Annotated in this window: 23 protein-coding genes and 1 riboswitch; of the genes, 10 read left to right on the top strand and 13 right to left on the bottom strand. The window is 38.0% G+C overall.

What is annotated here, in order from left to right:
• Positions 1-102: 102 nt before the first annotated feature.
• From BW724_RS02400 to BW724_RS02385, 4 genes are all read right to left on the bottom strand, one after another.
• On the bottom strand, positions 103-1,698 hold the full coding sequence (locus BW724_RS02400) for a Vga family ABC-F type ribosomal protection protein (RefSeq protein ID WP_088073500.1): 1,596 nt from the start codon (positions 1,696-1,698) through the stop codon (positions 103-105).
• Between the two features lie 464 nt (positions 1,699-2,162).
• Complete coding sequence (locus tag BW724_RS02395; RefSeq protein ID WP_205160354.1) at positions 2,163-2,693, bottom strand: NUDIX hydrolase; 531 nt, start codon at positions 2,691-2,693, stop codon at positions 2,163-2,165.
• A 202-nt stretch (positions 2,694-2,895) separates the two neighbouring features.
• Positions 2,896-3,192: a CD3324 family protein gene (locus BW724_RS02390; RefSeq protein ID WP_088073499.1), complete on the bottom strand. Its 297-nt coding sequence runs from the start codon at positions 3,190-3,192 to the stop codon at positions 2,896-2,898.
• A gap of 378 nt (positions 3,193-3,570) precedes the next feature.
• Complete coding sequence (locus BW724_RS02385; RefSeq protein ID WP_088073498.1) at positions 3,571-4,644, bottom strand: GGDEF domain-containing protein; 1,074 nt, start codon at positions 4,642-4,644, stop codon at positions 3,571-3,573.
• A 373-nt stretch (positions 4,645-5,017) separates the two neighbouring features.
• Here BW724_RS02385 and katG point away from each other — a divergent pair, with 373 nt between their 5' ends.
• Complete coding sequence (gene katG / locus BW724_RS02380; protein WP_088073497.1) at positions 5,018-7,237, top strand: catalase/peroxidase HPI; 2,220 nt, start codon at positions 5,018-5,020, stop codon at positions 7,235-7,237.
• A gap of 132 nt (positions 7,238-7,369) precedes the next feature.
• Here katG and BW724_RS02375 read toward each other — a convergent pair whose 3' ends face one another.
• From BW724_RS02375 to BW724_RS02365, 3 genes are all read right to left on the bottom strand, one after another.
• A complete protein-coding gene (locus BW724_RS02375; protein ID WP_088073496.1) occupies positions 7,370-9,163 on the bottom strand; it encodes a tetratricopeptide repeat-containing diguanylate cyclase in 1,794 nt (597 codons plus the stop codon).
• 87 nt (positions 9,164-9,250) lie between these two features.
• A riboswitch (cyclic di-GMP riboswitch) is annotated at positions 9,251-9,332 on the bottom strand.
• Between the two features lie 188 nt (positions 9,333-9,520).
• The gene (locus BW724_RS02370) at positions 9,521-9,832 is read right to left on the bottom strand and encodes a hypothetical protein (protein WP_088073495.1); all 312 of its coding nucleotides are present in this window, start codon (positions 9,830-9,832) and stop codon (positions 9,521-9,523) included.
• 116 nt (positions 9,833-9,948) lie between these two features.
• Complete coding sequence (locus BW724_RS02365) at positions 9,949-11,025, bottom strand: phosphotransferase enzyme family protein (RefSeq protein WP_205160353.1); 1,077 nt, start codon at positions 11,023-11,025, stop codon at positions 9,949-9,951.
• A gap of 263 nt (positions 11,026-11,288) precedes the next feature.
• On the opposite strand from BW724_RS02365, the gene BW724_RS02360 reads away from it, so the two are divergent.
• Complete coding sequence (locus BW724_RS02360; protein WP_088077612.1) at positions 11,289-11,468, top strand: GyrI-like domain-containing protein; 180 nt, start codon at positions 11,289-11,291, stop codon at positions 11,466-11,468.
• A gap of 70 nt (positions 11,469-11,538) precedes the next feature.
• Here BW724_RS02360 and BW724_RS23110 read toward each other — a convergent pair whose 3' ends face one another.
• Positions 11,539-12,141 (bottom strand): TetR/AcrR family transcriptional regulator, encoded by a 603-nt coding sequence (locus tag BW724_RS23110; RefSeq protein WP_140354887.1) that lies wholly within the window; start codon positions 12,139-12,141, stop codon positions 11,539-11,541.
• 176 nt (positions 12,142-12,317) lie between these two features.
• Here BW724_RS23110 and BW724_RS02350 point away from each other — a divergent pair, with 176 nt between their 5' ends.
• Entirely contained in the window at positions 12,318-12,758 is a 441-nt protein-coding gene (locus BW724_RS02350; RefSeq protein WP_176371261.1) for a small multi-drug export protein, read from the top strand.
• A 239-nt stretch (positions 12,759-12,997) separates the two neighbouring features.
• Here BW724_RS02350 and BW724_RS02345 read toward each other — a convergent pair whose 3' ends face one another.
• Positions 12,998-13,990 (bottom strand): NAD(P)-dependent alcohol dehydrogenase, encoded by a 993-nt coding sequence (locus BW724_RS02345; RefSeq protein WP_088077610.1) that lies wholly within the window; start codon positions 13,988-13,990, stop codon positions 12,998-13,000.
• A gap of 360 nt (positions 13,991-14,350) precedes the next feature.
• Between BW724_RS02345 and BW724_RS02340 the strand changes: the two genes are divergently transcribed.
• Positions 14,351-16,381 carry a right-handed parallel beta-helix repeat-containing protein gene (locus tag BW724_RS02340; protein ID WP_088073493.1) on the top strand — a complete coding sequence of 677 codons (2,031 nt, stop codon included), beginning with the start codon at positions 14,351-14,353 and terminating at the stop codon, positions 16,379-16,381.
• A 291-nt stretch (positions 16,382-16,672) separates the two neighbouring features.
• Here BW724_RS02340 and BW724_RS02335 read toward each other — a convergent pair whose 3' ends face one another.
• From BW724_RS02335 to rlmD, 3 genes are all read right to left on the bottom strand, one after another.
• The gene (locus BW724_RS02335) at positions 16,673-17,008 is read right to left on the bottom strand and encodes a type II toxin-antitoxin system RelE/ParE family toxin (RefSeq protein ID WP_088073492.1); all 336 of its coding nucleotides are present in this window, start codon (positions 17,006-17,008) and stop codon (positions 16,673-16,675) included.
• A gap of 5 nt (positions 17,009-17,013) precedes the next feature.
• A complete protein-coding gene (locus BW724_RS02330) occupies positions 17,014-17,262 on the bottom strand; it encodes a type II toxin-antitoxin system prevent-host-death family antitoxin (RefSeq protein ID WP_088073491.1) in 249 nt (82 codons plus the stop codon).
• Between the two features lie 262 nt (positions 17,263-17,524).
• The gene (rlmD, locus tag BW724_RS02325) at positions 17,525-18,901 is read right to left on the bottom strand and encodes a 23S rRNA (uracil(1939)-C(5))-methyltransferase RlmD (protein ID WP_088077608.1); all 1,377 of its coding nucleotides are present in this window, start codon (positions 18,899-18,901) and stop codon (positions 17,525-17,527) included.
• 121 nt (positions 18,902-19,022) lie between these two features.
• Here rlmD and BW724_RS02320 point away from each other — a divergent pair, with 121 nt between their 5' ends.
• Positions 19,023-20,084: an SEC-C domain-containing protein gene (locus tag BW724_RS02320; protein ID WP_088073490.1), complete on the top strand. Its 1,062-nt coding sequence runs from the start codon at positions 19,023-19,025 to the stop codon at positions 20,082-20,084.
• 79 nt (positions 20,085-20,163) lie between these two features.
• Here BW724_RS02320 and BW724_RS02315 read toward each other — a convergent pair whose 3' ends face one another.
• Positions 20,164-20,712 carry a hypothetical protein gene (locus BW724_RS02315; RefSeq protein ID WP_088073489.1) on the bottom strand — a complete coding sequence of 183 codons (549 nt, stop codon included), beginning with the start codon at positions 20,710-20,712 and terminating at the stop codon, positions 20,164-20,166.
• Between the two features lie 346 nt (positions 20,713-21,058).
• On the opposite strand from BW724_RS02315, the gene BW724_RS02310 reads away from it, so the two are divergent.
• The 5 genes from BW724_RS02310 (at position 21,059) to BW724_RS02285 (ending at position 26,739) form a co-directional block, all read left to right on the top strand.
• The gene (locus BW724_RS02310) at positions 21,059-22,807 is read left to right on the top strand and encodes a carbon starvation CstA family protein (RefSeq protein ID WP_088073488.1); all 1,749 of its coding nucleotides are present in this window, start codon (positions 21,059-21,061) and stop codon (positions 22,805-22,807) included.
• 151 nt (positions 22,808-22,958) lie between these two features.
• The gene (locus BW724_RS02305) at positions 22,959-23,210 is read left to right on the top strand and encodes a cory-CC-star protein (protein ID WP_088073487.1); all 252 of its coding nucleotides are present in this window, start codon (positions 22,959-22,961) and stop codon (positions 23,208-23,210) included.
• Positions 23,211-23,285: 75 nt separating this feature from the next.
• Positions 23,286-24,242: an ArsA family ATPase gene (locus BW724_RS02300; protein ID WP_235848874.1), complete on the top strand. Its 957-nt coding sequence runs from the start codon at positions 23,286-23,288 to the stop codon at positions 24,240-24,242.
• Between the two features lie 290 nt (positions 24,243-24,532).
• A complete protein-coding gene (locus tag BW724_RS02290; RefSeq protein ID WP_088073485.1) occupies positions 24,533-24,964 on the top strand; it encodes a DUF948 domain-containing protein in 432 nt (143 codons plus the stop codon).
• Between the two features lie 296 nt (positions 24,965-25,260).
• Complete coding sequence (locus BW724_RS02285) at positions 25,261-26,739, top strand: methyl-accepting chemotaxis protein (protein ID WP_205160352.1); 1,479 nt, start codon at positions 25,261-25,263, stop codon at positions 26,737-26,739.
• Positions 26,740-26,776: the final 37 nt, after the last annotated feature.

The following is a 26,776-nucleotide window of genomic DNA, read 5'->3' as shown; positions in this document are numbered from 1 at the left end:
TGTAACCACGTATGACTGTTTTAAAAAGTTGCAGTTATGTAAAAAATTTATGGGGACGACCTCATTTGGCGTCCCCCCAATTTATTTTGTTATACCATTTGGCTATTGAGAACTGTCCCCATCCGTTAGAGCTTTTTTCGCCTTCAACAGTGACTGAAATTCATTTTCTAATTCTTCCGATGGTTCTAGGCTAAGGCGACTTAACACATCTGAGATTTTCGTCTGTATGACAAGAAGCTCGTCTTCCTTCGAATCTCGTGTTCTAGTCTCCACCGGCTTATTTTTATAATCGTGATACGTCCCTTCAAACACTTCTATCTTACCATCATTAATTGTTAAAACTCGTGTCGCGATACTTTCTATTAGCCTGCGATCATGGGAAACGAACAATAACGTCCCTTCATATTCCTTTAACAACGATTCCAATGCGCTCGCAGCTTGTATATCCAGGTAATTTGTTGGCTCATCCAATATAAGCATATTTATATCGCTGACAAATACTTTTGCTAGAGCTCCCTTTACCCGCTCCCCACCACTCAACGTTCCAACCAACTTATAAACATCTTCTCGGAAAAAATGAAGTCGAGCCAGAACTGTACGAATGAAAGATTCTTCTTGTTTGGAGGTGGAACTGACATTCTCTAAGATTGTTTTTTCCACATCTAAAATGGATAAGTTCTGACTGAAATAGCCGATTTTTACTGAAGGAGAAATCGTGATACCAGGTTCATCTTGGTTCAGTATTTTCTTTAATAAGGTAGTTTTTCCACTGCCATTAGGGCCAATAATAGCAAGCTTATCTCCTCCACGAACATAGAAGCTTGTTTTGTTCCAAAGGTTCCGTTTCCCATTCCCAATTTTCCCTTCCACTTTTTCCACCCGAAGTATTATTCGGTTTTTAATTAACTCCTGATTAGGAACGGCCATTTTTACTGAGGGTCCCTCTTTCACCTTCTCCACTTTTTCTAATTGTTCTAGCCTTTTTTCTATGGCTTTTCCTGTCTTTTGGAGCTTTTTTTGTTTTTTCGCGAAATAAGGTTTTGCACCAGTTATTCTCGCTTCCGATTTACTTACTTTCTTCGGTTTTTTAGTTGCTTTCTCTGCCTTTTGCTCCTTTAATTTTAAAGCGTCCTCCAGTTGCTTTTTCTTTGATTCATATTTTTCATACTCTGCTTTTTGATGATTGATTTCCCGCTCTTTTTGTTCCAAAAAATCAGTGTAGTTCCCTTTATAAAACTTTATTTTTTCATCAGCCATTTCCCAAATCGTTTTAATAGTTGCATCAAGAAATGCTCGATCATGGGAAACAATCACGTATGCTCCCTGCCATTGGTCCAGCTTCTTTTCTAACCATTCCATATGCTCTGTATCAAGGTGTGTCGTAGGTTCGTCCGCAAACAATATTCCTCGATCGTTAATAAATGCCTGGTTAATATATTCCTGTGTTACTTCCCCACCACTTTTCGTCGAATCGGTTCTCTTCAACTGAGGTAGTAGCTCTATCTGGACATGAGGTGTGACACTGCCTTTTTCAGGCGTTAATTTGCCAGCTAAAATGTTCAACAAAGTGGTTTTTCCACTTCCATTTGCTCCCACTAATCCAATCCGATCACCTTTATGAATAAGTAATTCTGGTATATCAAAAAGCATACGGTCCTTCACAAATTGTTTTAGCTGAAATGCTTCAAGTAAAACCATTAGATCATCCCCTGTTCATATTTTCAGGGACAAAAAAATGCCCCTATCTCATTCAGAATAGGAGGCATACAAATAGGTGGACGACAAAAAGAAGTATAGAAAAACTCCTTTGTTTGTTCCGTTCAACTATAGAAATACAATCCTATTCTGAAGAATCCGAATGAAGGTACGTCAAATAAGCAGCATCAAAACTGCTAATTAACATATCTTTTCCATTCACGATCTTTGAAAAATAGGATTAGTACTTCATTGTCGTCGGTTCACCCTTTCCGTCTTTCGTTAAGTTCACTTTATACTTTGAACCAGAAAATGTCAAACCACTTTTGTCACGGACCTGGTCCCGCAACTTTCTGTGAACATCACAATAAAGTTCATAAATTTGTGCGGGACCAGGTCCCTTCATACCATTTTAAGATCTATTCACCAAAAACCACCTAACAACGATTGGCATATTCAAGAACAATTTAGGAATCTTGGTCCTGCTTAAGATTCCCCATATACTTCCGACTATCAAACAGCAACTCAATTAAACTTTTATGATATGGTATGAATGCTTCCTCATCGATCATTGCCATAATCTCGTCCTTAGTCGCCCATTTTACGCCCTGGACTTCTTCTGGCTGAAGCACCAACTTGCTCGTATCCACGTCTTCCTCAACTAAATAATAATCATCAAATCCATTGTCGAAGTTAATCGTTAAGGACGGTCTTACCCCTTGCAGATTTATTTCATACCCAATTTCCTCGAGTACTTCACGTTCTGCCGCTTGCTGACTAGAGTCTCCCGCAACGGCACTTCCCCCAACAGTAAGATCCCACATATTAGACCAACCTTCCTTGAAAGGCTGCCTTTGTTGGATTAACATCTGACCTTTTTGGTTAAAAATACAAACGTGCACTACCAAGTGGTATGCTCCCTTATCAAAGGAACCACCACGTATCATCGTTTTTCCAGTTAAGTTCCTATCTTTATCATATATATCCCAGATTTCCAAAGACTGACCACCCCTTAAGGAAATTTTATCTAACCTATTTATTCCACAATCACATTAACACGGTTTACTAAGGACGTCCAATGGTGGTGCTCCATAAACACATATGTACTTTTTTATTAGTTTCTAACCGTGTTCACCATATAAAAGAATCAAACAACCAACTAGTTTAAATACCTAATTGGTTGTTCGATTCTTCCTTATATTAATAATCATGATCGCGCTTCTCGTAACTAGAACGCATCTTATATATAATCTTCCGAATACTATCTGCGGATAAGCAGTATTTCTGCTCTAGCTCTTGTAAAGAGCAACCGTCCTTGTATAATCGGTAAATCTCTTCATTTCTTTCTTTTATAATTCGGCGAGATCCATTGCTTTCTCCCCAGCCAACTCGCTGATTAGCTTGCTTAGGGATATACACAAGTTCACCTTGAATATACTTTTGCAATTCAGCTAGCAAGCTATGGGGAATTACCTCTTTTCCATTTTTGTATTGCATTGACGTCCTCCTTTAAAAATGTAAGCCATACGTACCCACAACTTTTTAAATTGTCCATCAAAAACACCCCTTTCACTTGCTTTATTTGTTCTTTTCCTAAAATGTACGCAAGTCTATCATATATTAAATTAATATCATTATCCATAAAAAGTCAGAAAATTATAAATGGGACCACGAGAATCCGCGGCCCCACCTTTTGATGGGTTTCCGCCTAAACGGAAACCACCTCACTGTACTGGATCATTTTAATCCCTGTCCCCTTTCCAAAAGAATTATCGGCCGATACACTTATTAACTCATTTCCACAGTGTATCAACAAGGGATAGAATAATTATAGTTGTTTATTACCTCAAAACGAGCACTGATTAGCATCTCCACCTAAACCAAAGCCGTCTCTACAGTCTCCTCAGGATACACAATCTGATCCCTTCCCCGACTTTTTGCTTCATAGAGTAATTTGTCCACCTTATCAACCAATCGGTCTGGCTTCTCACCGTTTTGTTGACTGCTCCCGAAGCTCATGGTTAATGAGAAAGCTTCCCCTTCATAAGTGAAAACATGGTTAGCAACAGTCTCCTTTATCTCCATTAATAGCTTATTTACCTCATCATGATCGTCACTATAAAGGATGATTGCAAATTCCTCTCCACCGTACCTAAATACTTTCCCTTGTTTTTCAGTAACAATGGCGTTCATGATCACTCCAATCTTCCGTAAAACTTTATCTCCTGTTACATGACCATATTGATCATTAATTAGTTTGAACTTATCTATATCAGCAAGGGTAAGATAAAAGGACGCCTCTTTTTCTAAATCGTTTCGCAAGTGTTCCTGAAAAGAGCGATGATTTAATAGATTTGTAATGTAATCCCTATTTGCTGTTTCCACTAACAAATTTTTTTCAGAATGATGCTTCCTTTCCCTTGAAACGATAATCCCACCTAAGCAACCCATTAAAAACAAAAAGACTACTTGTGATGCATAATTAATAAGATTACTCATTCCAAGCCCATCTATTTGAATGAAAAAAATAATAGAATATAGCAAAATAAATAGACAAGCTGAAAGCATACCACCTATGAATTTCCAATATACTGCAACATGTAAAATAATTAAGTACGCTAAAGGTATGAGGGGGCTATCAATCCCCCCTGTTAAAGGTACAAGTGCAGAAAAAGCGATGAAATCAAAGAATGGACCACCTTTTGTCATATACGTATACATACGTGACCCTTCAGGTGATCTATGTAAATAATAATCTGAAACTCCCATATATATAAAACCGAAGATGACCAATGCCAAAAATAAATATAGAAGGAAAGTATCTGGACTTTCTCTATATTGAACGTAGAAGACACTAATAGCTAAAACTAAGAAGAACCATCGCAATGATGAAAAAATAATTTCTAGTGCATGGTCTGACTGGTAAGCATTCCGTAGTAAAGTTCTCATCTTCTACACATCCTGTCTTGATTTACTTTTCCCTTTTATTATAAAGTATAAAGTAGAATAATCTACCAAATTACGTAAAAAATTTCCCCCTTTTTCCTAGAATAGTAAATTACATAGGATAGCACTATAACAAATCATTTTCTCAACAGAACTTCTAATTTTCTCACTTAGCAATATACTATAAATGAACACTTTGTGACTTTTCCTCTAAAATTTATTTGTTTAGACAAGTCTTTTTCTTTGATTATTCAAAGGAGGGTTTATTATAATAATTATTGATAGTGCTATCAATGTTGTCTTCTAGTTTATAATTCTTATAAACTGTTAGGCACATTTATATGATATTAAAAATCTTTGAATGGGAGGAAGTAAAATGGATACTAAAAATGGTAACACAGGTGGTTGCCCGTTTCATGGTGGGGCTACTAGCAATCAAGCAAGTGGTACAACAAACCGAGACTGGTGGCCGAAAGCTCTCAACTTAAATATTCTACATCAGCATGACAAAAAATCTAACCCAATGGGAGAAGAGTTTGATTATGCAGAGGAATTTAGCAAATTAGATTACGATGCACTTAAGCAAGACCTTCGCAACTTAATGACTGACAGCCAAGACTGGTGGCCAGCTGACTATGGTCATTACGGTCCATTCTTTATTCGTATGTCCTGGCACGCTGCTGGTACATACCGTGTAGGAGATGGCCGTGGAGGCGGTAACACTGGTAACCAACGTTTTGCACCATTAAATAGCTGGCCTGATAACGCTAGCCTCGATAAGGCTCGTCGACTTCTTTGGCCAATTAAGCAAAAATACGGTAACAAAATCTCATGGGCTGACTTACTAGTCATGGCAGGTAATGTTGCCATTGAAGACATGGGTGGCCCAATTATTGGGTTTGCTGCTGGACGTCCAGACATTTGGCACCCTGAAGAAGATATCTATTGGGGTACTGAAACAGAGTGGTTAGGTGGAGATAAGCGTTATTCTGGAGAGCGCGATCTTGAAAATCCTTTGGCTGCAGTTCAAATGGGTCTCATTTATGTAAACCCAGAAGGTCCAGATGGTAAACCAGATCCACATAAGAGTGCACACGACATTCGTGAAACATTCGCACGTATGGGAATGAATGATGAAGAGACTGTAGCTTTAATCGCTGGTGGTCATACATTTGGTAAGGCACATGGCGCTGGTGACGCTTCTCATGTTGGTCCAGAACCAGAGGCTGCACCTATTGAAGCACAAGGATTAGGTTGGGGTAGCTCCTATGGTAGTGGTAAAGGCCGTGATACTATCACAAGTGGTATTGAAGGTGCTTGGACAGCGAACCCAACACAATGGGATAATGGATACTTTGATTTATTATTTGGATATGAATGGTGGCTTACAAAGAGTCCTGCTGGAGCATGGCAGTGGCAAATTGTAGATCCAGCAGATGAGCATCTTGCACCTGATGCAGAAGATCCATCCATTAAAGTTCCAACAATGATGACTACTGCAGATATGGCGTTACGTCATGATCCAGAATACGAAAAAATCTCTCGTCGCTTCCATGAGAATCCAGAAGAGTTTGCAGATGCTTTCGGTCGTGCATGGTTCAAATTACTACACCGTGACATGGGACCTAAAGCGAGATACCTTGGTCCAGAAGTTCCAGAAGACGACTTCATCTGGCAAGACCCTGTACCAGCAGGCAACTATGATTTAACAGAAGCAGACGTGGCACAGCTTAAGGAAAAACTATTAAACTCAGGACTTACTGTTAGTGAGCTAGTAACAACTGCTTGGGCGTCAGCTAGTACTTTCCGTGGCTCAGACTATCGCGGTGGAGCAAATGGTGCTCGCGTACGTCTTGAACCACAAAAGAATTGGGAAGTAAATCAGCCTGAGCAACTAGAGAAAGTACTAAATGTACTTGAAGGTATTCAAGCTGACTTTGCTAAGGAAGTCAGCATTGCTGATTTAATCGTACTTGGTGGTAGCGCTGCAATTGAGAAAGCAGCAAGTGAAGCAGGTTTTGATGTAAATGTTCCATTTGCCCCTGGTCGCGGTGATGCAACACAAGAGCAAACTGACGCAGAAGGCTTTGAAGTATTAGAGCCAGCTGCTGATGGTTTCCGTAACTATCAGAAAAAGAAATATAGCGTTAATGCAGAAGAGCTACTAATAGACAAAGCTCAACTATTAGGCCTTACAGCTCCTGAAATGACTGTCCTTATTGGTGGTATGCGTGTATTAGGTACAAACTACGCTGGTACTGATCATGGTGTATTCACGGATAATGTAGGAACTTTGTCAAACGATTTCTTTGTTAACTTACTAGACATGGGAATTGAGTGGAAGCCTGTTGATGGTGAAGATGATGTCTATGTAGGACGTGACCGCAACACAGGTGAGGTAGCACGTACAGCAACAAGAGTGGACTTAGTATTTGGTTCAAACTCCATCTTACGTGCCCTTGCAGAAGTATATGCTCAAGATGACAACAAAGAGAAGTTTGTAAATGACTTTGTTAAAGCTTGGGTGAAAGTGATGAATGCAGACCGTTTTGATCTTAAAAAAGCTGAGCTTAAAGAAGCCCAAGCTGCAAAATAAGATTAATGGCAAGAAACCGCCGTCAATTAAACTGACGGCGGTTTTATTAATAACTTAACAGTTTACTAGGAATTTAATTAATTTGAAACACCTCTGAAGGAATAGCCTATCATGCTCTCTTATTTCTGAAAGCTAGATGGTTGCTTCTTCTGGATTACAGACGACCTTATTTTTCCCAGTCCGTTTCGCCTCATGTACAAGCTCATCTACGCGCCCAAACACTTCTTCAGCATTTAAGTCTGAGATGGTTGATACCCCAATACTCAATGTTGTTTTTAAACCTTCGTATTCCCATTCGAGAGCTTCCACATTTTTTCGCACTCGTTCAATAATTGGAACAGCGGCATCGAAGTCTGTGTTCTTTAAAATGATTAAAAACTCTTCTCCTCCGAACCTGCCTATATCATCTGTTTCCCTAATGGAGCTCTTAATTGTATTTACGATTGTTTTTAAAACTTTATCACCGGCTATATAGCCATGAGTGTCATTAACAATTTTAAAATTATCAATATCGATCAGGGCAACAACACACTCTTGTTCTTGAGCATGTAATACTTCGAAAATACGTTTTCTATTATAGACGCCTGTTAGACTATCCGTAATGGATTGAACATATAACTCGTTTTTTAATTCACTTACCTTTTTATGTTCTTTTCGCTTTAAAACAAAAGCTCTACCAATTACAAAAAGGCTGATAATTACGAACCCTAACATGACCCGCTGTTGCACCAAAGCTCTCCTTTGTGTATCATGCAAATCTGTTAACAATAATATTTGATCATTCAAGTCCCGCTCTAGATATTCTCTTAATCTAGAAGATACATCGTCCATGTCCCTTAAAAAGTCAGGGTTCATTGCAGTATTAACGGCAACCCTCATATACATATCTGCTGCTTGCCGGTAATCCTCATCCCCATAATAAGCACCAGCTAACAAGAGCAAAGGCCATGTTAATGGATCGTTCTTTGTCTCCATATGCACGATATTCTCTATATGTCCTTTACTCTTTTCTAAGCTTTCAATTGCACCTTTATTTAAACCATACTGCAATTGAATTTGACCTTTAAAGCTGTACAAATGGGATAGGATTAATGGTTGAAAATAACTACTTTTCATTTCTTGGGCTAATGTATCCATTTCATCAAGGAGAATGTTAACATCCTCTTTATACAGTTGTGCCTTCACTAGCATCAACATGACATCATTTAATAAGGGATCACTTGATCTTATTCCACCTTGTTCAATAGTTCCATATAAATCAGCTGCTTGTTCATAGTACGCCAACGCAGAATCTAGTTCAAAATGAGAAAAAGTAATATGTCCCATCATCGTATTATAAACACCTTCAAACAGTACATCTTCGTGTTGATGAGCCAATGAAAGCATTCGTTCAAGGTGATTTAATGCTTCTTCCGTGTTAACTGTAAAAATAAGTACGGTTGAAATTACCTTATGTGCATACATTTCCGACATAGGATCGTTCATTTCCTTTGCTAGTTCTAGTAATCTCGTACCATAGTCTAACAATGAACCTAGATCATGATAAAATTCACTAAGGAAGATTAACTGCTTTAAGGTCGCTATTTCCATATCTAATTGGTTTTCTTCAATACTGATCTCTAAAGCATTCTCAAAGTTTATTTGCGCGATTAAAAAGTTATGACCATGAATATGCTTAACTCCATTGAGATAGTGGTACATTGCAAGGTTACTTTCTTTTAAGTTTTCCTCATCTTGGTGAAACTGCTCTAACACTTCCACATACCCTGCTTCAGAAAATAATTTATTCAGTGTCTCTTCCAGTTCCCAGTCTGTACTTGCGTAACCAATGGAATGATTAAAAAACAATACAATAATTAGTAAACTCCCAAAGTATCTTATAAGGTATGATTGCGATTGTCCCAAACGCGTACCACTTTTTCTCATGATTTCCTCCTAAACATTTATCTAATCAATTATGTATTTATCCATAGAAAAAAGCTATTCCCATTGGAAATAACTTAGTTCTTTCCCTTTGGAAACTCAGCCACCATAGTTTTACCGTAGGTCTGTAGCTTTGCGTCCCCATCTTTCAATGAGTTTGCCTTTTATGAGTTCATTCATTATTGTCTAGGATTTCCTAGTACCATTTTACTATATAATTTTGTAGAATCATAGTGAATTTTTGCACAATTTAGTGTTAATCATTTATATATTTAGCATTAGTTAGGGGATAATTTGTGGATGAACTGTTCATTGGTCAAAGATCAACACTTTGCTTTTTGAAAAAAATAAAAGGGCTGGCTAGAAATTTGGCCACCCATTTACAAAGATTGTTTTAAGTTCCGTACTAGTAATATAAAATGTTTCATTGTTTTTCTCAAACCATTGTCCGCTACCCTCTGCACCAACCTCTGTCCAACCCTTATCCTCCATATATTGCTTGAAAACCTCAAATTCTGATTCTTCGTTTTGGAGGCTAACATAATAAATATCTATGAAATTAGCTTCCACTACGTTGGCCTCAGTAAATATAAGTTTGCCAATTGGAAACAAGAACACCATAAGAACGATTAGTGCGATAGATATAAGAGATCCTAATAACATTTTCTTCATTGCTTCACGCCTCCAAACTTGGCACACTACCTCTAGTGCCCCTATAAAACCGACTCTTCACCCCATCAAACATGGATTAGTAGTTGTGAGTTCTAGCTACAAATAGGTGGAAGTTATTATTCTACATACTCAAAAGGTTCTTCACAGGAGTATATTTCATGGAAAAAACCTTTATATGGAATGTCATCTTCAAGACATTTGATGAGGTAGGTTAATTCTTCATCTACCTCTAGTTCCTCATTATTGTTCCGCATCACTTCGAATGTATCTATGATATTTTCCATGACAGTTACGTTGATAAACAAAGGTAACTTATCTAACATTGGAATTTCAATATTAGTCTCGGACTTATAACCAGCAAGTACTGTTGCAAAATATTCTTCCATAAACTTTTTTCGCTTATCTGCGTCGTGTTCAAATTGTGTCCAACCTACTCCATGTGTCCAGATATTGGCAAGATCATACATATACCAACAAAAACAAGAATTATCGAAATCAAATACAGTTATATCACCTGTATTATAATCAATCATATAATTCCCATCACTATAATCAAAGTGTACCATACCGAAAGATTCACGGCTTTTATCTAATTTTTTTAAGGAGTTGAGTAAATCTACCATTTTCTCCTTAAGTAGAGTGAAGGATTTTGGTATCAATCTATCAATATATTGTGCATTGTATTTGTCAAAAAAACTATACCTTGAATGGACAGGTGTGTATTTCTTCGATAATTGATGCATTTTCCCCAGTACTTTACCACAGTTATAATAATATTCAGTAATAGGAACTCCTTCCCGATACTGATAATTATTTTCTACTAATAATTTCCCTCTAGCTTTTTCAAACATACATATATAATAGGTGTGATAATTATGAGTGAATTCTTCCAGCAAATTCCCCATATTCGAACTCACAACATTTGATACACTTCCCCCATGATCATACAAATACCTAATATACTCTAGCTCTGCTAGAAAATCTTCACGATTCCTGTCAGCTAAAAAAGAAATTCTAAGTATTTTTGCATCTGTGTCTGCGTCAGAACCTGTTTTATTACAGGAAAAAACAACATTCCTTCCGCCTTCATGAGCTGGAATTAGCTGAAACTCGTAGCCTTCCAAACTATAAAACTCTGGGAGTACTGGTAGTAAGTGTGTACGACAAATTGAAATCACTTCGTTAACATTCAAATTATCCTCCTCCAAACTAAAATTTATTTATTCTATATATTTAGAATAATAACAAACTTTTCCAGATAAGCAATTCAATAATTGTGAATAATTTTAGTCAAAGCACCTCTAGATTAGGCTTTCGGTACAAATGATGAATGATTCCTGAAGGAATAAGAGGACACTTTAGAGAAATTTACAGCAAAGCAAACTAGACTTTGGCAATTAAATTTAGTCTATAGAAAATGATAGATTCATTTCCCACTTGATATTTTCGTGCATCAATTGCACGGATTTACTCTACGAGTGGCATTCATGAATTATGGAAGCGAATTTTTGGGGAGTGGTTTCCAACTAGCGACTATGAACCTATCAATGCGCCTGAACTGGAAATGACCTATGACAGAGGAAACAACATGTATGAAATGGAAGTTTGGATACCAATCAAATCAAAAGTGAAATAACTATATAAGAGATATGTTAGGAGATAGAGGCATCAAATCGATGCCTCTTTTCTGATTTCCCCTGTTCCTCTCAACTCTTCTCTGAATGGTTATTAATGACTGAATCAATACACGGGTTTACTAAATTTCTAAAATACTGCTCCATTTGGGTCGGAGTATAGGACATGTTATTGTAAACCCACCACTTTAACAAGTTAATTATGGTACTGGAAATATGCATGGTTAGGATTTCTATCGGAACTTTAGGTTCTTGCCCCCTTGGAAGCTTCGATTTAATGTATTCCTCTATATTCTCATTCCAGTAAGCTTCAACTTTTTCAAAAAATAAGTCGGTCCCCTCTTCTTTAAATAACCCTTTAATTGTCTTCCTGTGTTCCTTTATATGCTCAAAAAGCTCGACTACTGATATCAATCCTGGTTTATCCTCATCATGTTCAATATAGCTCTTGATATATTGATTCAGTATTTCAAGACTATCCTCTACATTGCTAAACAGTAATTCATCTTTTGTAGCGTAGTGGGCGTAGAAGGTTGATCTCCCTACATTTGCGCGATCAATAATATCTTGAATTGTAATTTTATTGTACTTTTTTTCTTCCATCAGTGAAATTAGTGCTTCATGGATAGCTTGACGGGTTTTCATTACTCTTCTGTCGACTTCACTATTTTTCATTCTACTCCCTCATTTCGAACAGTTTCTCTACTTTGTTCCATAACGTACTTTTCTTTATTTTTGATGATTTACCACCAAATGATAAATCATTTACAATATAACCGAACAAAGTGTTCATTAATGTATTAATTGTACGATATTTATTTTAATAAAGGAAGTCGAGGAGGCAGTACATGATGGAAATATTCAAATACATTAGTAAAGCAGCCACAACATGGTTTGCAGGTTTTTTTCCACACTTTGAAATATATCTTGCAGTTCCTGTAGGGTTTTCAGTGGGACTTAATTGGTTTGACGCATTTCTTTGGGCATCACTCGGAAATTGGATGGTGATTCCATTAATTGATTTCTTTTATGATTGGTTAATGAAGTTTAAGTTCATGAAAAAATTCAGTGAAAAGTCTTTGAAAGGGAAATGGAGAAAGCGAATGGAGAAGTACGGTGCTATTTTTATATTAATTCTCACTCCAGTTACTGGTGTTTGGGTGATAGGAATAATAGCGAAGGCTTTAAAATTTAACAGAGTAAAATTATGGCTATACAGCGGAATTAGCGTAAGTGTGACAGGGCTTATTATAGCTATTTTAGCTAATATGGGGATTCAACTTTTTAACTAAATCGTTTTGATATGAAAAGCAGGAACCCCTATTTAGAGGTTCCTGCTACTTTTTATGTTATTGCGCCTTCTTTAGGGGTTTAACTTTCACTGCATTTTTCCCAAACTTGAAAGGATTAAGCCTAGCAAACCTACCATTATCTTTGCAATTCGCCGGACCTCCCCCTCAACTGCTTCCATGGACGCCATGGTAAAGCCGGTGATCGCACTCAGTATAATGCATTCAAAAGGCAAAAAATATTAAACAGTTATGACTACATCTCCCCTTTTGAGTCCTGTTTCAACATAATGATGCGCCTGGGCTGTCTTTTCCAAGGGGTAGCATCTATCGATAACCGATTTTATTTTGCCCTCCTCCATCATCTTTTTGAGAAAAATTAAGTCTTCCACTTTTTCATTTGCCAATGCACACACAACCTTCTTGTTGCCAATCATGGAGGTCCATAGCATTTGAAGAAGCTGTTTTATCTTAAAGCTAGCTAATAGATAATGTCCGTTTTCCTTTAGGGAACCTTTACACCCTGAAAACGAACTTTTCCCTAAGATGTCAAAAATAAGATCATAAGTTTCACCGTTTTTGGTAAAATCCTCTTTGTAGTAATCAATGACCTTATCAGCACCTAGGGCTTTCACATATTCTACTCTCGGTGTGCTACATACTCCCGTAACTTCTGAACCAAAGTATTTGGCAATCTGTACGGCTGCTGAACCTACACCTCCAGATGCACCATTGATAAGTACTTTTTTTCCACTTTCAACATTGACTTTCCGTAGCAAATTCAACGCCATTATTGCCCCATAAGGAACAACAGCGGCTTCTTCAAAGGTTGTATTCGTCGGTTTCTTTGCCAATATTCCTTTTTCCGGCATACAAATATACTCTGCATAAGCACCCATACTTTGCCCGAGATATCCAAACACCTGGTCACTAGGTTTAAATAATGTAACATCTTTTCCTATTGATTCAATTTCTCCAGCAAATTCGCTTCCCAATATGTTTATCTTTGGTTTTCGGAAACCAAAATACACCTTTGCAAAGAACCAGAAGAGGAAGGGCATGTTGAATTTACGTGGTGATATATCCTTAAAATTTCGAGCCACAATATCTCCGTATTTTACAGTTGTAGCATATACCCTAATCAATACTTCATTGTCATTTGGAATAGGTTGTTTCACTTCTTTCAGTTCTAGAACATCCGGCGATCCGTACTTTTTAGATACAATCGCTTTTATTTCAACCATCTCCTTTAAAAATACAAAGTGTAATCATTACTAACCTCATTATACCTTAAACATTGAGTGAATTTTCAGATATTTTAATAGGTATTTCACATTAGCGCATACTGCACTCTACAGTAGATACATAATACCAAAATTGCAATGATACACCTATCCTTTATATAATAATTATAGGAGTCTGGTCTTTCTAGACACCCTATACACAGGATTGAGATAATGGCGGCAGTTAAGGTAATCACTATTAATAAGCAAACGTTTACAAGTTATTACTCAAAACAAATATTTTACTTACCTGCCGTCAGTTTTTAAGGAAAAATTATATGTTTTATTAAGTTGGGGAGAAGGAGTGGTTTGATGAATTATCATGTGTCAATGCAAGGGAATGATCAAGCAAAAGGAACAGAAGAACAACCATTTCGTACAATATCACGCGCTGCGGGCCTTGCCATGGCTGGTGATACGGTTACTGTTCATGCTGGAATATATAGGGAATGGGTTAATCCAGCTAATGGTGGAACAGAAGAACATAGAATTATCTATAGATCTGCTGGAGACGGGGAAGTAGTTATTACAGGAGCCGAACGTATCTCCGACTGGAGGGCTGAAGGGGACAATGTTTGGAGCACAGAATTACCTAATTCCATATTTTCTGTTCGTAACCCCTTCGAAGTAGAGTTGAGTGGAGACTGGCTATTTGACGGCCCTTTCCCAGTTCATCTCGGTGATGTGTATTTGGATGGAAAATCCTTGTATGAATGCGAAAGCGTTGATAAAGTACATAAGCCTGAAGTTTGGTCCGAAGCCAAATATCCCGAGGAATCACTACTGAAGTGGTATGCCGAAGTTGGTTCTGCAACAACAAAAGTTTGGGCCAATTTTGGTGGAAAAGATCCTCGTAAGGAAAATGTAGAAATTAATGTCCGGCCTTATTGCTTTTGGCCTGAAAAACCAGGACTTAACTATATAACCGTAAGTGGTTTCACACTTCGACAAGCATCTCCTCAATGGGCACCGCCAACTGACTACCAGGAAGGGTTGATCGGACCTCACTGGAGTAAGGGATGGGTTATTGAAAACAATATTATTAGTGAATCCAAAAGCGTTGGTATCAGCCTAGGTACTGAAATCGGTACAGGTCACGCTAAGGCTAATAATTTGGACAAGCACATGAAAGGCGGCACACAACGGGAGCAAGAGGTTATTTTGCGAGCATTACGCTCAGAATGGCATAAGGATAGGGTTGGCAGTCACGTCGTTCGTGGTAATGTGATCCATGATTGTGAACAAGCAGGTATTGTCGGTCATATGGGTTGCGCTTTCAGTCATATTTATCAAAACCGGATCTACAATATTCATCACAAGCGTCTCAGGCATGGTGCCGAAGTAGGCGCAATCAAACTGCACGCTGCTTTAGATACTCAAATTAATGAAAATATTATCTATAGCAGTTATCGTGGTGTTTGGCTGGATTGGCAAGCACAGGGGACCCGCATCAGCCGTAATGTATTTTTTGACAATATTTCTGAGGACTTCTTTGTTGAGGTTTGCCATGGTCCGTATTTGGCTGATCATAATCTGTTCCTCTCTCCGATGAATTTCAGGAATATGGCACAGGGTGGAGCATTTGTCCATAATTTGTTTGCAGGTAGATTTGTGGTTCGGTCCGAGATTACCCGTACTACGCCGTATCACTTCCCGCATGAGACGGCAATGGCAGGTTACTCGAATATTACTGGAGGCGATGATAGGTACTATAACAATATCTTTTTGGGGGATAATGATGCCAATAAAGAACCTGTCCCAATAACCTTTTTTGAGCATCTTCCACTTAAACCTAGAGATGAAGTTGGAGATGATGGGAAGACTGTCATGGATGGTGTTCCGGACAATTCAATTTGCTATCTCCACGCCGTGGGTCTAGGAGGATACGACAAGCATCCTAATGCAAAAGATAAGCAATTGTGGGAATACACCAAGGAGGAGCTTGCTGAGCTTGGAGATGCGGCAAAGGATTTCTTTACAGGAAATGCAGTTCTTCCTGTGGCTATGAGCGGCAATGCATACCTTAACAATGCGGTTCCAAGTAGTCATGAATCCAATGCGAAGATATATGAACAGAAGGGCATTAAAGTGGAAATTAATCCTGCTCAAGGCAAGGTGCAAATTCAGGTTACTGATCCCAAATTGCTTCGTGGAGCCTCTGCAATGTTGGTTACCACCGACTTGCTTGGAAAAACATATCACGCCGATATGAAATTTGAGCAGCCAGACAGCACTGCCTATCATTTTGATTACGACTTTTTCGGGAAAAAGAGACCTGATGCAGATCTCACGCCCGGTCCATTTGAATTAACGGAAAATGGTACTATTGATTTTGAATTTTAGATTATTATTATTGGGAAGATCGTATCGTTTTAAGAGATTGAACCTCAAATCCCCCCTAGTCTCAGTATGACTAGGGGGGATTTCTTCAAGTAACAGTTTAGAAAAAAGCTAAGAATGATTGTTAGTGAGATACCGGCTTAAAAGCCATTGGTCTGAGATTACTAATATTCCTTTAAATAAATACTTGCGACTACCTCCACATGGCTTGACTAGTGGTCGCAGATTGAATGGCAATGATTAAACAAATAAATAATTAATGTACTTCGTAAAATTCTTGTATCTTTGAAGGTATTACTGTTCATTATTTAGATTGATTTCTTCGTTAAATAATAACTTCACATAATCTCTTCTTGAATATAAAACTCGATAGATTGATACATAAACATCATCAAATTTATAAAAGACAATGTAGTTTCCGCTGATTAGGTATCGAAAATTTGTATCAAGATTAACCTTAGATGATAGCTCAACACCTAACTTTGGATAATCTTTTAACTTCTTGTAACTCTCAATGATATTGGAAACTACATTAACAGCAGCTACTGGATTATCAAGTTCCTTAGTAATATATTCCTTAATTTCGTACAAGTCTTGTTTAGCGACAGGGTTTATTCTCAACTTATACATATTCGTTAAACCCCCAGATCATCCTCAACTTCTTCTTCAGTTAGCCACTCATTTCCAACTTTTATTGCCTTTTCAGCTTCCATAAGTTTTGAAAGTAATTTAATCGTTGTTTGGTTTTTCTCATATTCTTCAATATCAACAATGGCATATTTGCCTCGCCCATTTTTTGTTAAAAAAACTGGATCACCTACAGCAATATCCTTTAAAACTTCATTATAATTTCTTAAATCTGAGACAGGTTTAATATTTGGCATCATACCAACCCCCTTCGCTGCATTTATTGTATCATATTCCACTTAAAATAATACGTTAAATCTTACAACATAGGTATCAAAGAACTGATGTTTGTTGTTACACAGCATGTAGTCTATACTACGTATTAACTTCACCTTTTGTACCAATTACTACCTTTACTTTCATTTCTTCAACCTTAATCATCTGTTTTTTAATATCTCTATCCACTTACATCGTAGTAACTGGAAATGCAAAAATGAGCCCTATTGGGGCTCATCACAATTAGTTCTTTAGTTCCAGTATTGCGACATTTTCAACATGTCCCGTATGCGGAAACATATCGACAGGCTGCACTTCCTTCGTCTCAAATCCACGATCCCCTAAGTACTTCAAGTCTCGCGCCAAGGTTGCTGGGTTACATGATACATAAACTACTCGCTCTGGCTGCATTTTCACGATCGTTTCTAACAGCTCTTCATCACAGCCCTTTCTTGGTGGATCCACCACGATGACATCAGGTCTTACTCCTTGTGCATACCACCATGGCATAACCTTTTCCGCTTCTCCTACTGCAAAGTCTACGTTCTCGACCCCATTTAAACGGGCATTTTTTTTCGCATCGGAAATGGCTTCTGGTACAATTTCCACACCATACACATGCTTTGCCTTTTGTGCCAAGAACAACGAAATCGTCCCAATGCCACAGTATGCATCAATGACATGCTCCTTGCCACTAAGGTCAGCATACTCTAACGCTTTTTCATAAAGCACTTGGGTCTGAACGGGGTTCACCTGATAGAATGAGCGAGCAGAGATGGCGAATTTAATATCTCCTATATAATCATGGATTACTTCTTCGCCCCACAACACTTCTGTTTGATCGCCAAAAATCACGTTCGTACGCTTCGAATTAATGTTGTGTACAATCGACTTCACGTTTGGCAATTCAGAACGAATTTCCTCAATCAAATTCTCCTTATTAGGAAGTTCCTTCCCCTTCGTCACCAACACAACCATGAGCTCCTGCGTCCGATAACCGTAGCGTGTCACAACATGTCGAAGGGTCCCTTTATGAGACTTATCATCATAGCCCCGAATTCCGTACTTTTTCGCTATTTTTTTCACAAGCTGAACGACTGTATCATTCTCTTCGTGTTGAATGGCACATTCATTCATATCTATAATCTGATGGGACCGCTCGGCATAAAAACCTGCAATCAGTCCCCCTTCCATTTCCCCAAAAGGAACTTGTGCTTTATTTCTATAACGCCAAGGCTCATCCATTCCGATCGTTTCATGAACCGTCACGTCTTCTAGGCCGCCAATTCGCGCAAGAACTTCCCTCACCTGTTTTTGCTTATGCCTTAATTGGCCTTGGTAGCTCAGATGCTGTAGCTGACAGCCACCACATTGCTTAAAAATGGGACAAGGGGCATCTACCCGATCAGGACTTTCTTTCGTAATTTCCATGAGACGACCAAAGGCATAGTTTTTCTTCACCTTCGTTATTTTCACGTTCCCTGTCTCCCCTGGCAACGCACGCTGGACAAACACGGGATAGCCGTTTACCTTTCCTACCCCCGCCCCGTCATGGGTGAGGTCCTCAAAGGTCATTTCTATTAAATCATTCTTTTTCACTGGTGTATTTTCCGTAGCCATTCGCATGTGTCCTTTCCACATATGTTTTTTCTGTACTTGATTGTACCATAATGATAGTACTTGAAAAAATTCTACGGGTTGTTATGATAGGAAAGGATAATTGAAAGAAGAGGTGCAAGTAATGTCGAAATTAGGTCGAAACGATCAATGCCCGTGTGGAAGCGGTAAGAAATTTAAGAAGTGCTGCATGAATAAACAACAGACTCCACACCAATTAACGGTGCAGGAACAGAAGGATTTTAATGAACTCCTGCCAAAAATATTTGACTATACGAAGAAATTTGACGAGCAATTACAACCCATATACCAACGTTATGCAGGTACCTTTGATCGTCTGAAGGAAGCTGACGCAAGGGCGTTCTCCCAATTACTTTTCCATTGGCTCATTTTTAATAAACCATTCTTGGAAGGTAATCGTTCAATTTTATCGAGCTTTATTGAAGAGAAGTTTGATGCCTATACAAATGGGATTCAACAAATCTTAAATAAATGGTCTAACCTTCAACCTTTGCTTGTCTCTGTTGAAGACAAAGACAATGACCATATAGTATTAAAAGATTTGCTGAACAACACTGCCATTTTTCCAGAACAAACACAGATTACGAATCAACTCACTGCAGGGGAATACTTAATCGGGTTCCTGTACCCTACTCCAACTGGGGTAGCTCTTGGAAATGATGCAGTCATCATTCCTAAGCATTATGAAGAGTTCTTCCTAGCTGAATGGGAAAAATTGTACAAGCAGTTTCAAGAGAATGAGACAGAGCAAGCATTTCTAAACAACCATTTCCACGCTGTTCTTGGAATCTTTACAGCAATTGCTTCTGGGTTGTTCCAGGACAAGGAGATTGGTGAGCTTGAAAATCTATCGGACCCGACTACTCAAGTGTTGGATACTTTCTATCAACATATTGAGCTAGGGGACTACTCCTATGATGCTGTACTTGAAGCAAAGATAAAGTGGATTGAGTATATGAAACTTAACGACGTACGAGTTCCAAAGCCGGGGGTGTATGCGGCAGTTTTAGAATACTGGATCTCCAAGCATGACCATCAATGGACAAACCAAACCTTCAAGCAAGTTGCAGAAAAATACAGTGTATCTCCATCAACTGTGTCAGCAAGGTTTAAAGAAGTAAATCAATTCTTTTCCGATGTGACGGAACGAGTGCCGCACGGGTAAATAAGGAAGTTAGATTTGATTGTATTGTATCAATTCGATCAGGGAACTAATTGGCTTTTAATTCCCTGATCTTCTTTTATCAATCATGCTTTCGTTTTCTATTAAATAAGTAAACGATTGTAAGATACACTATCATGAAAACTAATATGCTAATTCTAAATTCCCACAAAAAATTCAACGAATACTTATCTAAATAGAAATCTGCATATATAAAGGATGTTAATAACCAGCCCCCTAAGAAGAATAATCCTAGAATATATAACAAATTTATAGTTTTTCTACGATATACGCTAATAGCATTCACATTCCGAGACATTTCAATATATTCATCTGTAGCAGCTGTTTCCGTTTGTGCTATATTAGGATGCCCTACCTTTTTATCAAATGTTGACTCATGAGAGTATTTTTTTATAACAAAAACTGAACCGAACAGTCCCCAAATAAAGACTAAGCTTAACAATAGAGCAACGGGTACAGTCTGCCCCACTCCCTCAATCAACTTGAAATTTGAAAAAAATGATCCACCTATTAGCCCACCAAATCCATTAGAAAGAAACAGTATACCAACAATACCGTAAATAATAGACAAATATGTTAATAGCTTTACACCTCTTTTATAAGCAGTCATATAAATCCCCCTAATTAATGAAACGATTAGTGAAATTTTAACAAAAGCTTACACTTTAAAAAAGAAAAATGACCAACCATCTAATTATGCAAGAAGCAATCCTAATCCCCAGTAAAAGAAAGATTCATAGAATTACTATTTATAAAATACATATATAAAAAATATATAATAGTAATTAATTGTTTAATCAGACTTTTTAAAAATATTAAGATAAAACGAGTAATATTGAGATATTAAATGTAAGCGCTTTATTATTAACTATTTTTGGTTATTTTGCCCACTTTCTCTTTAAATGGACAGCGTACATAATAAAATTGAATTTTAATATTGTAAGGAGGGAAAAGCCTTGGATTCCATTTTACTTGCTTTAGTTGGAATGTTTGTTTTCTTTCTAGGTTACCGTTTTTATTCTAAGTTTGTAGCCGAGAAGATTTACAGATTGGATCCTAATTTCACCACCCCAGCACACGAATTCAATGATGGGAAAGATTTTGTTCCTACAAATAAATTCGTTTTGTGGGGTCACCACTTTACTTCAGTCGCTGGTGCTGCACCAATTGTTGGTCCTGCGATTGCTGTATATTGGGGCTGGTTACCAGCGGTGATCTGGGTTCTACTCGGAACGGTTTTTGCTGCTGGAGTGCATGACTTCGGTGCCCTCGTCTTGTCAGTCAGAAATAAAGGTCAGTCCGTTGGTACACTCGCCAATAAACTCATTGGTCAACGGGCAAAAGTTTTATTCTTATTTATTATTTTAATACTCGTGTTGATGGTAAATGCTGTTTTTGCATGGGTAATAGCGAACTTGTTCATTACATTCCCATCATCGGTATTATCTGTATTCATTCAAATTCCTTTAGCTATTTGGATCGGTTATGTCGTATACCGCAAAAAAGGCGGCATGCTGTTACCATCCTTAGCAGCTCTCGCTACGATGTATATTGCCGCTATTGTTGCGTCACGAGTGCCTGCACTCCAAATTGATCTTCCAAGTTACTTTGGAGGAGAAGAAACTATCGTTGCCTTTGGCTTAAACGGTGTCGCTATCTCATTCTTTGTCTGGATTATTATATTGATGATTTATGTGTACATTGCCTCTACACTCCCAGTGTGGAAGCTATTACAGCCCCGAGACTATATTAACTCTCATCAGCTTGTTGTAGGTTTAGCAATTCTATACCTAGGATTATTCTTCTCAAACCCAGAACTTACTGCACCAGCTGTTAACAGTGCAGCTACAGATGTTCCATGGTTACCAATTTTATTTATCACGATTGCCTGTGGTGCCATATCTGGTTTCCATGGTCTCGTTGCATCAGGTACATCAAGTAAGCAGTTAAATAAAGAGACCGATGCTCGTTTTGTAGGTTACTTAGGAGCTGTTGGGGAAGGTTTATTAGCATTAGCTGCCATTATCGCTGTTGCTACTTTATTTACGTCACAGTCGGATTTCCTTGGTGCATATAGTAGCTTTGATGCTGCAAATTCAGGTGGCTTAGGTAACTTTGTACAAGGAGCTGGGCAGCTTGCTACAGGAATATTTATCCCTGCTGATATAGCTACAACGATTGTAGCAGTCATCGTCGTGAGTTTTGCTGCAACAACACTCGATACATCTGTCCGTCTCATGCGCTATATAATTTCAGAGCTTGGAAGCACATACAACATTAAGGCGATTACAAAAACTCATGTTGCAACTACAATCGCTGTAGTATCTAGTGCTGCGTTAGTTCTGTTACCAGAAGGACCACAAGGCTTCGGTTCAGGTGGTTATGTGTTATGGCCATTGTTTGGTACATCAAACCAGCTACTTGCTGGGATTACATTACTACTGATTACAGTATGGTTGAAGATTAAAGGAAGAAACTATCTCGTCACCTTGATACCTATGATCTTCTTAATGTGTATGACACTATATGCAATGGGAAGACAGCTATTAATGGATTGGTCAGGTCTACTGAGTGACCATGAGTTCAATTTCTTACTTGTCTTCTTAGGTACCATTATCTTTGTCTTCGCTGCATGGATCGTTCTTGAAGCTATCAACAGCTTGACTAAGAAAAAACCAGTCGAGCCTAAAGATAAAGCAATGTAATTTAATAATGATATCGTAAGACCTACCTTTCTTCATACAGCTTCCCTTGCACGCAACCAAGGGAAGCTTTCTTTTCTTAAAAAGAAAGGAACTCCTAGTGGTTGCATCGAATACAAGTTATTAAAGACTTTCATACAAGGAGGCGCAAAAAATGAACCTTAAACGACTCATTGAGTTGTATGATGAGGTACTCCGCACTGGACATCGAACTGAGATCATGCGTGAACTCCAGGATGAAGATGACCTATTCATGCTTTTGCTCTATTCCGATATGCTCGGCGTTCCTAATCCAGCTTTCTTCTATACTTTAGAACTTTACCCACATATGCTTGAAAAATTTCATGAATGGCATACAAGAATGGGAATGGATAAATCTCCCCTTAATGGCTTTAGGTGTTGTTAAGATCGAATACCCTCGGGTAGGGTAACGTCAAAAGCTTAGGTTTTCACATAGCGTTTGAGAAGAGGAGGCGTTTAGATGTTGAACAAAAATAACATAGATGTTTTGTCAAAGAAGGTATTATTTGTAGGTGGAAAAGGGGGCGTAGGGAAATCTACATCCGCCTCTGCCCTTGCAATGGCTGTAAGTAGATTAGGCAACAAGGTCCTCTTAGTTTCCACTGATCCAGCTCATAATTTAAGCGACCTATTCCATACGAAACTCGCTGGGAAGCCTAAAAAAGTATCCGATGGGCTTTTTGTAATGGAAATCAATCCTGAAAAGGAAAGCGAGCGATACATCGCACAGGTGAAAAAGAACCTACAAGGACATGTAAAAGCAACGATGATTGAAGAAGTACATCGTCAAATTGACATGGCAAAGGCTAGTCCTGGTGCAGACGAAGCTGCACTATTTGACCGGATTACTTCCTTAATTCTCGAGGAGCTTGCGCATTATGACTTACTCATTTTTGATACAGCACCGACAGGACACACACTCCGCCTCTTGTCCCTCCCAGAAATGATGGGCGTGTGGATGGACGGTATGCTTGAACGGCGCCGGAAAACTAACGAGAATTACACTCAACTACTTAATGATGGAGAACCAGTAGAGGATCCTATTTATCAAACACTTCAAGAACGACGCAATAAATTTGGTAAGGTAAGAGACATTCTACTAAATCCAGAGCAAACTGGCTTTTTATTTGTTTTAAACCCTGAACGTCTCCCAATTCGCGAGGCAAAGCGAGGGATTGATATTTTAAAAAATCATGACATTCCTGTTCTAGGTATTATCATTAATAAAATCCTCCCTGACAGTGTAGACGGCTCCTTTTTTCAAAAAAGAAAAGAGCAGCAGGTCGTTTACTTAGGGGAAATTGATAAGCTGTTTCGAAAGCTTCCGCAGATCAAAATGGAGCTACTAGAAGAAGATATCTCTACAAAAGAGCATTTAGAGATGATATCCAATAAATGGGGAGAATACATATCCTAAAAATGAGCTATCTTGTTCCTTCTGGGTTAGGGTGAAGCATGAGCGAGTTCAATTAATTTAAAGACTATTTTCTATTAAATTTATTAAGTCGCATAGTATAGTATAGGTTTATTTTGGCGAATGATGGGAAATGTAACAAAAAGGGACAACTCTATTATCATTTCAGAAAATCTTCCCTTCTTACCTTTATGGAAGTATGATAAGTCGACAAATGAAGTCGTCAATGTTATTTTTAATAGAGGAAATATAAGGGAACTTTTTAGACTACTTACAAAAGGAGTGACCATGGTATGGATTGGTTAGGCATTGGCGTTTTTATTTTATCTCTAGGCTTTGCAGTTGGCGTTATTTCCTTAATACCTGTGCTAAACAAACTAGCATCAACACTTGGGGCTACTGCTGTTACAATCGAGAAAACCCATAAAACCATAGATGATTTAACAGGGGAAACCAAGCTGATGCTTCAGCAAACGAATGAGACAATCGCCGATCTTAATAATAAGATGGCAAAACTTGATCCACTGTTTCAAATTGTTCACGACACTGGAGAATCAGCGCATCACTTAACCTCTTCCCTCGTCCGAATTACTGGGGCAAAGGCAGATCATGTACATACAGGCACTGAAATTTTAGATCGAAACAAGCTTCAAGGTCTTGTAAGAGGTGCAGCTTTTATTTACTACTTAAAGCAGGCAAAAAATCAAATGGACAGAACTAAATAAATTCTATATTACTACTCACTCTTCTAAGAAGTGTCCAAATAAGCTCACAACAAAGTGGCTTATTCGGACGCTTTTTTTATTGTTCACAAAATTGTCGGGGACCAGGTCCCCGACAATTTTATACAATATTCAACTACACTCACTTAAATAAATAGTAAAAATTTACTATATATATTATAATTTTCTTATACAAACAAATCTTTAGATTCTTTAGGTTATGTAGAAACTCCAGCAAGCTGTTTCCGTTGCCGTTGTATTCTGCTCCTACTATTGTAATCATGTCTGGGGGGTTAAAGTTGAAAACTGATCAAAGAGAACTAGAAAAAAGAAACAGGTTAATCGTTTGGCTATTATGGGTTTCGTTGGGATTAGGTATGATTGCTAATTTAAACGGAAGCGTTCCAATTGAAATGATCATCACACTAGGAGTATCAGGAATTATTACAGTGGGGATTGTCCATTTCCTTTCATTCAAGAAAATCATTACTGCGCAGTTGCAATATGTGGTAGTAGCGGCCCTATCTCTGATCGCTTTTTTAATTGTATTAACAAATCAATCCTTTTCCATTTACCTTATCCTATACTTTAATCTTGCTATTATTAGTCTATATCATAACTATAAATCTATTTTGGCAATGGGTGTTAGTGGCGTTATTCTAACAAACTACTTCTTTTTCGTTTATAGCGACACCATGTTTGCAGGGTATGGCACAGGAACCTTAGTTTCTATTAACTTATTCATGGTCCTCGTGACTATGGTGTTGGTTGTCCAAAGCCGTATCGGTGGAAAAATGATGGATACTGTTTTAGACAGTCGTGAAAAAGATCGCCAAAATCAAGAAAAGCTTAACTTAATCTTAAATAAAACAAACAGTTCCGTCGGGGCTATGACCGAATTTGGTGAAATGCTTAATCAAAATATTACACAAACTGTTACAATATCTAACGAGCTCGAAGAAGCCTTTTTAAACATTTCGGCAGGAAGCGAAGAACAAAGTAACAGCCTATCTAGCATTACCATGAATTTTCAAGATTACAATGAAGCTATTCGTAACGTCTACTCCCTTTCTGAAAAAATGAGGTCTATTACTTCCGAAACATTTTCAGAAACTATTAAAGGAGAAGAAGAAGTTTCTAAGTTAAAACAAGAGTTAAGCAATGTAAGAAGGATCGTTTCTCAAACCAACAAAATGCTTGAAGATTTAAACGAACAAAATGAGAAAATTAGTGGCATTGTAAATGTTATTAATGGCATCACTGCCCAAACAAACTTACTTGCACTAAACGCTAGTATTGAAGCCGCTAGGGCTGGAGAGCATGGAAGAGGTTTTGCTGTCGTAGCTGATGAAGTCCGTAAGCTAGCTGAACACTCTAGTCAATCTACAGATGAAATTGTAAGCATCTTGGAGCAAGTAAGGGAAAACAGTAAAGAAGTTACTGAGGAAGTAACTCTAGGAAATCAAGCTATTCAAGATAGTGAAGCTGCCATGGGCTATGTGGAGAATGCCTTTGACCTCATCCATACTCGTGCAGAAGTAGGAATGACTGAGGCTGAAAAAATCGAAGAAACTGCCAAAGTTCTTAAGGAATCTTCTGACCACATCGCAAAGGAAATGGAACAAATATCAAGTGTTACAGAGGAAACAGTTGCCTCCATTGAAGAAATCACTTCTAGTCTAGAAGAACAGAATCGACGAATTGAAACCATATCTACTGATTTTAAAAACTTCGAATCAAAGAACAATGAATTACAGGAAATCTTGAATAATAGATAATTCCTGTTACCGACAACTACACTACGAAGACCAATAG

It is taken from the genome of Litchfieldia alkalitelluris (assembly GCF_002153425.1).
Classification (GTDB): Bacteria; Bacillota; Bacilli; order Bacillales; family Salisediminibacteriaceae; genus Evansella; species Evansella alkalicola.
The sequence above is the reverse complement of the archived record's forward strand: the minus strand, read 5'-3'. Positions and strand labels throughout refer to the sequence as shown.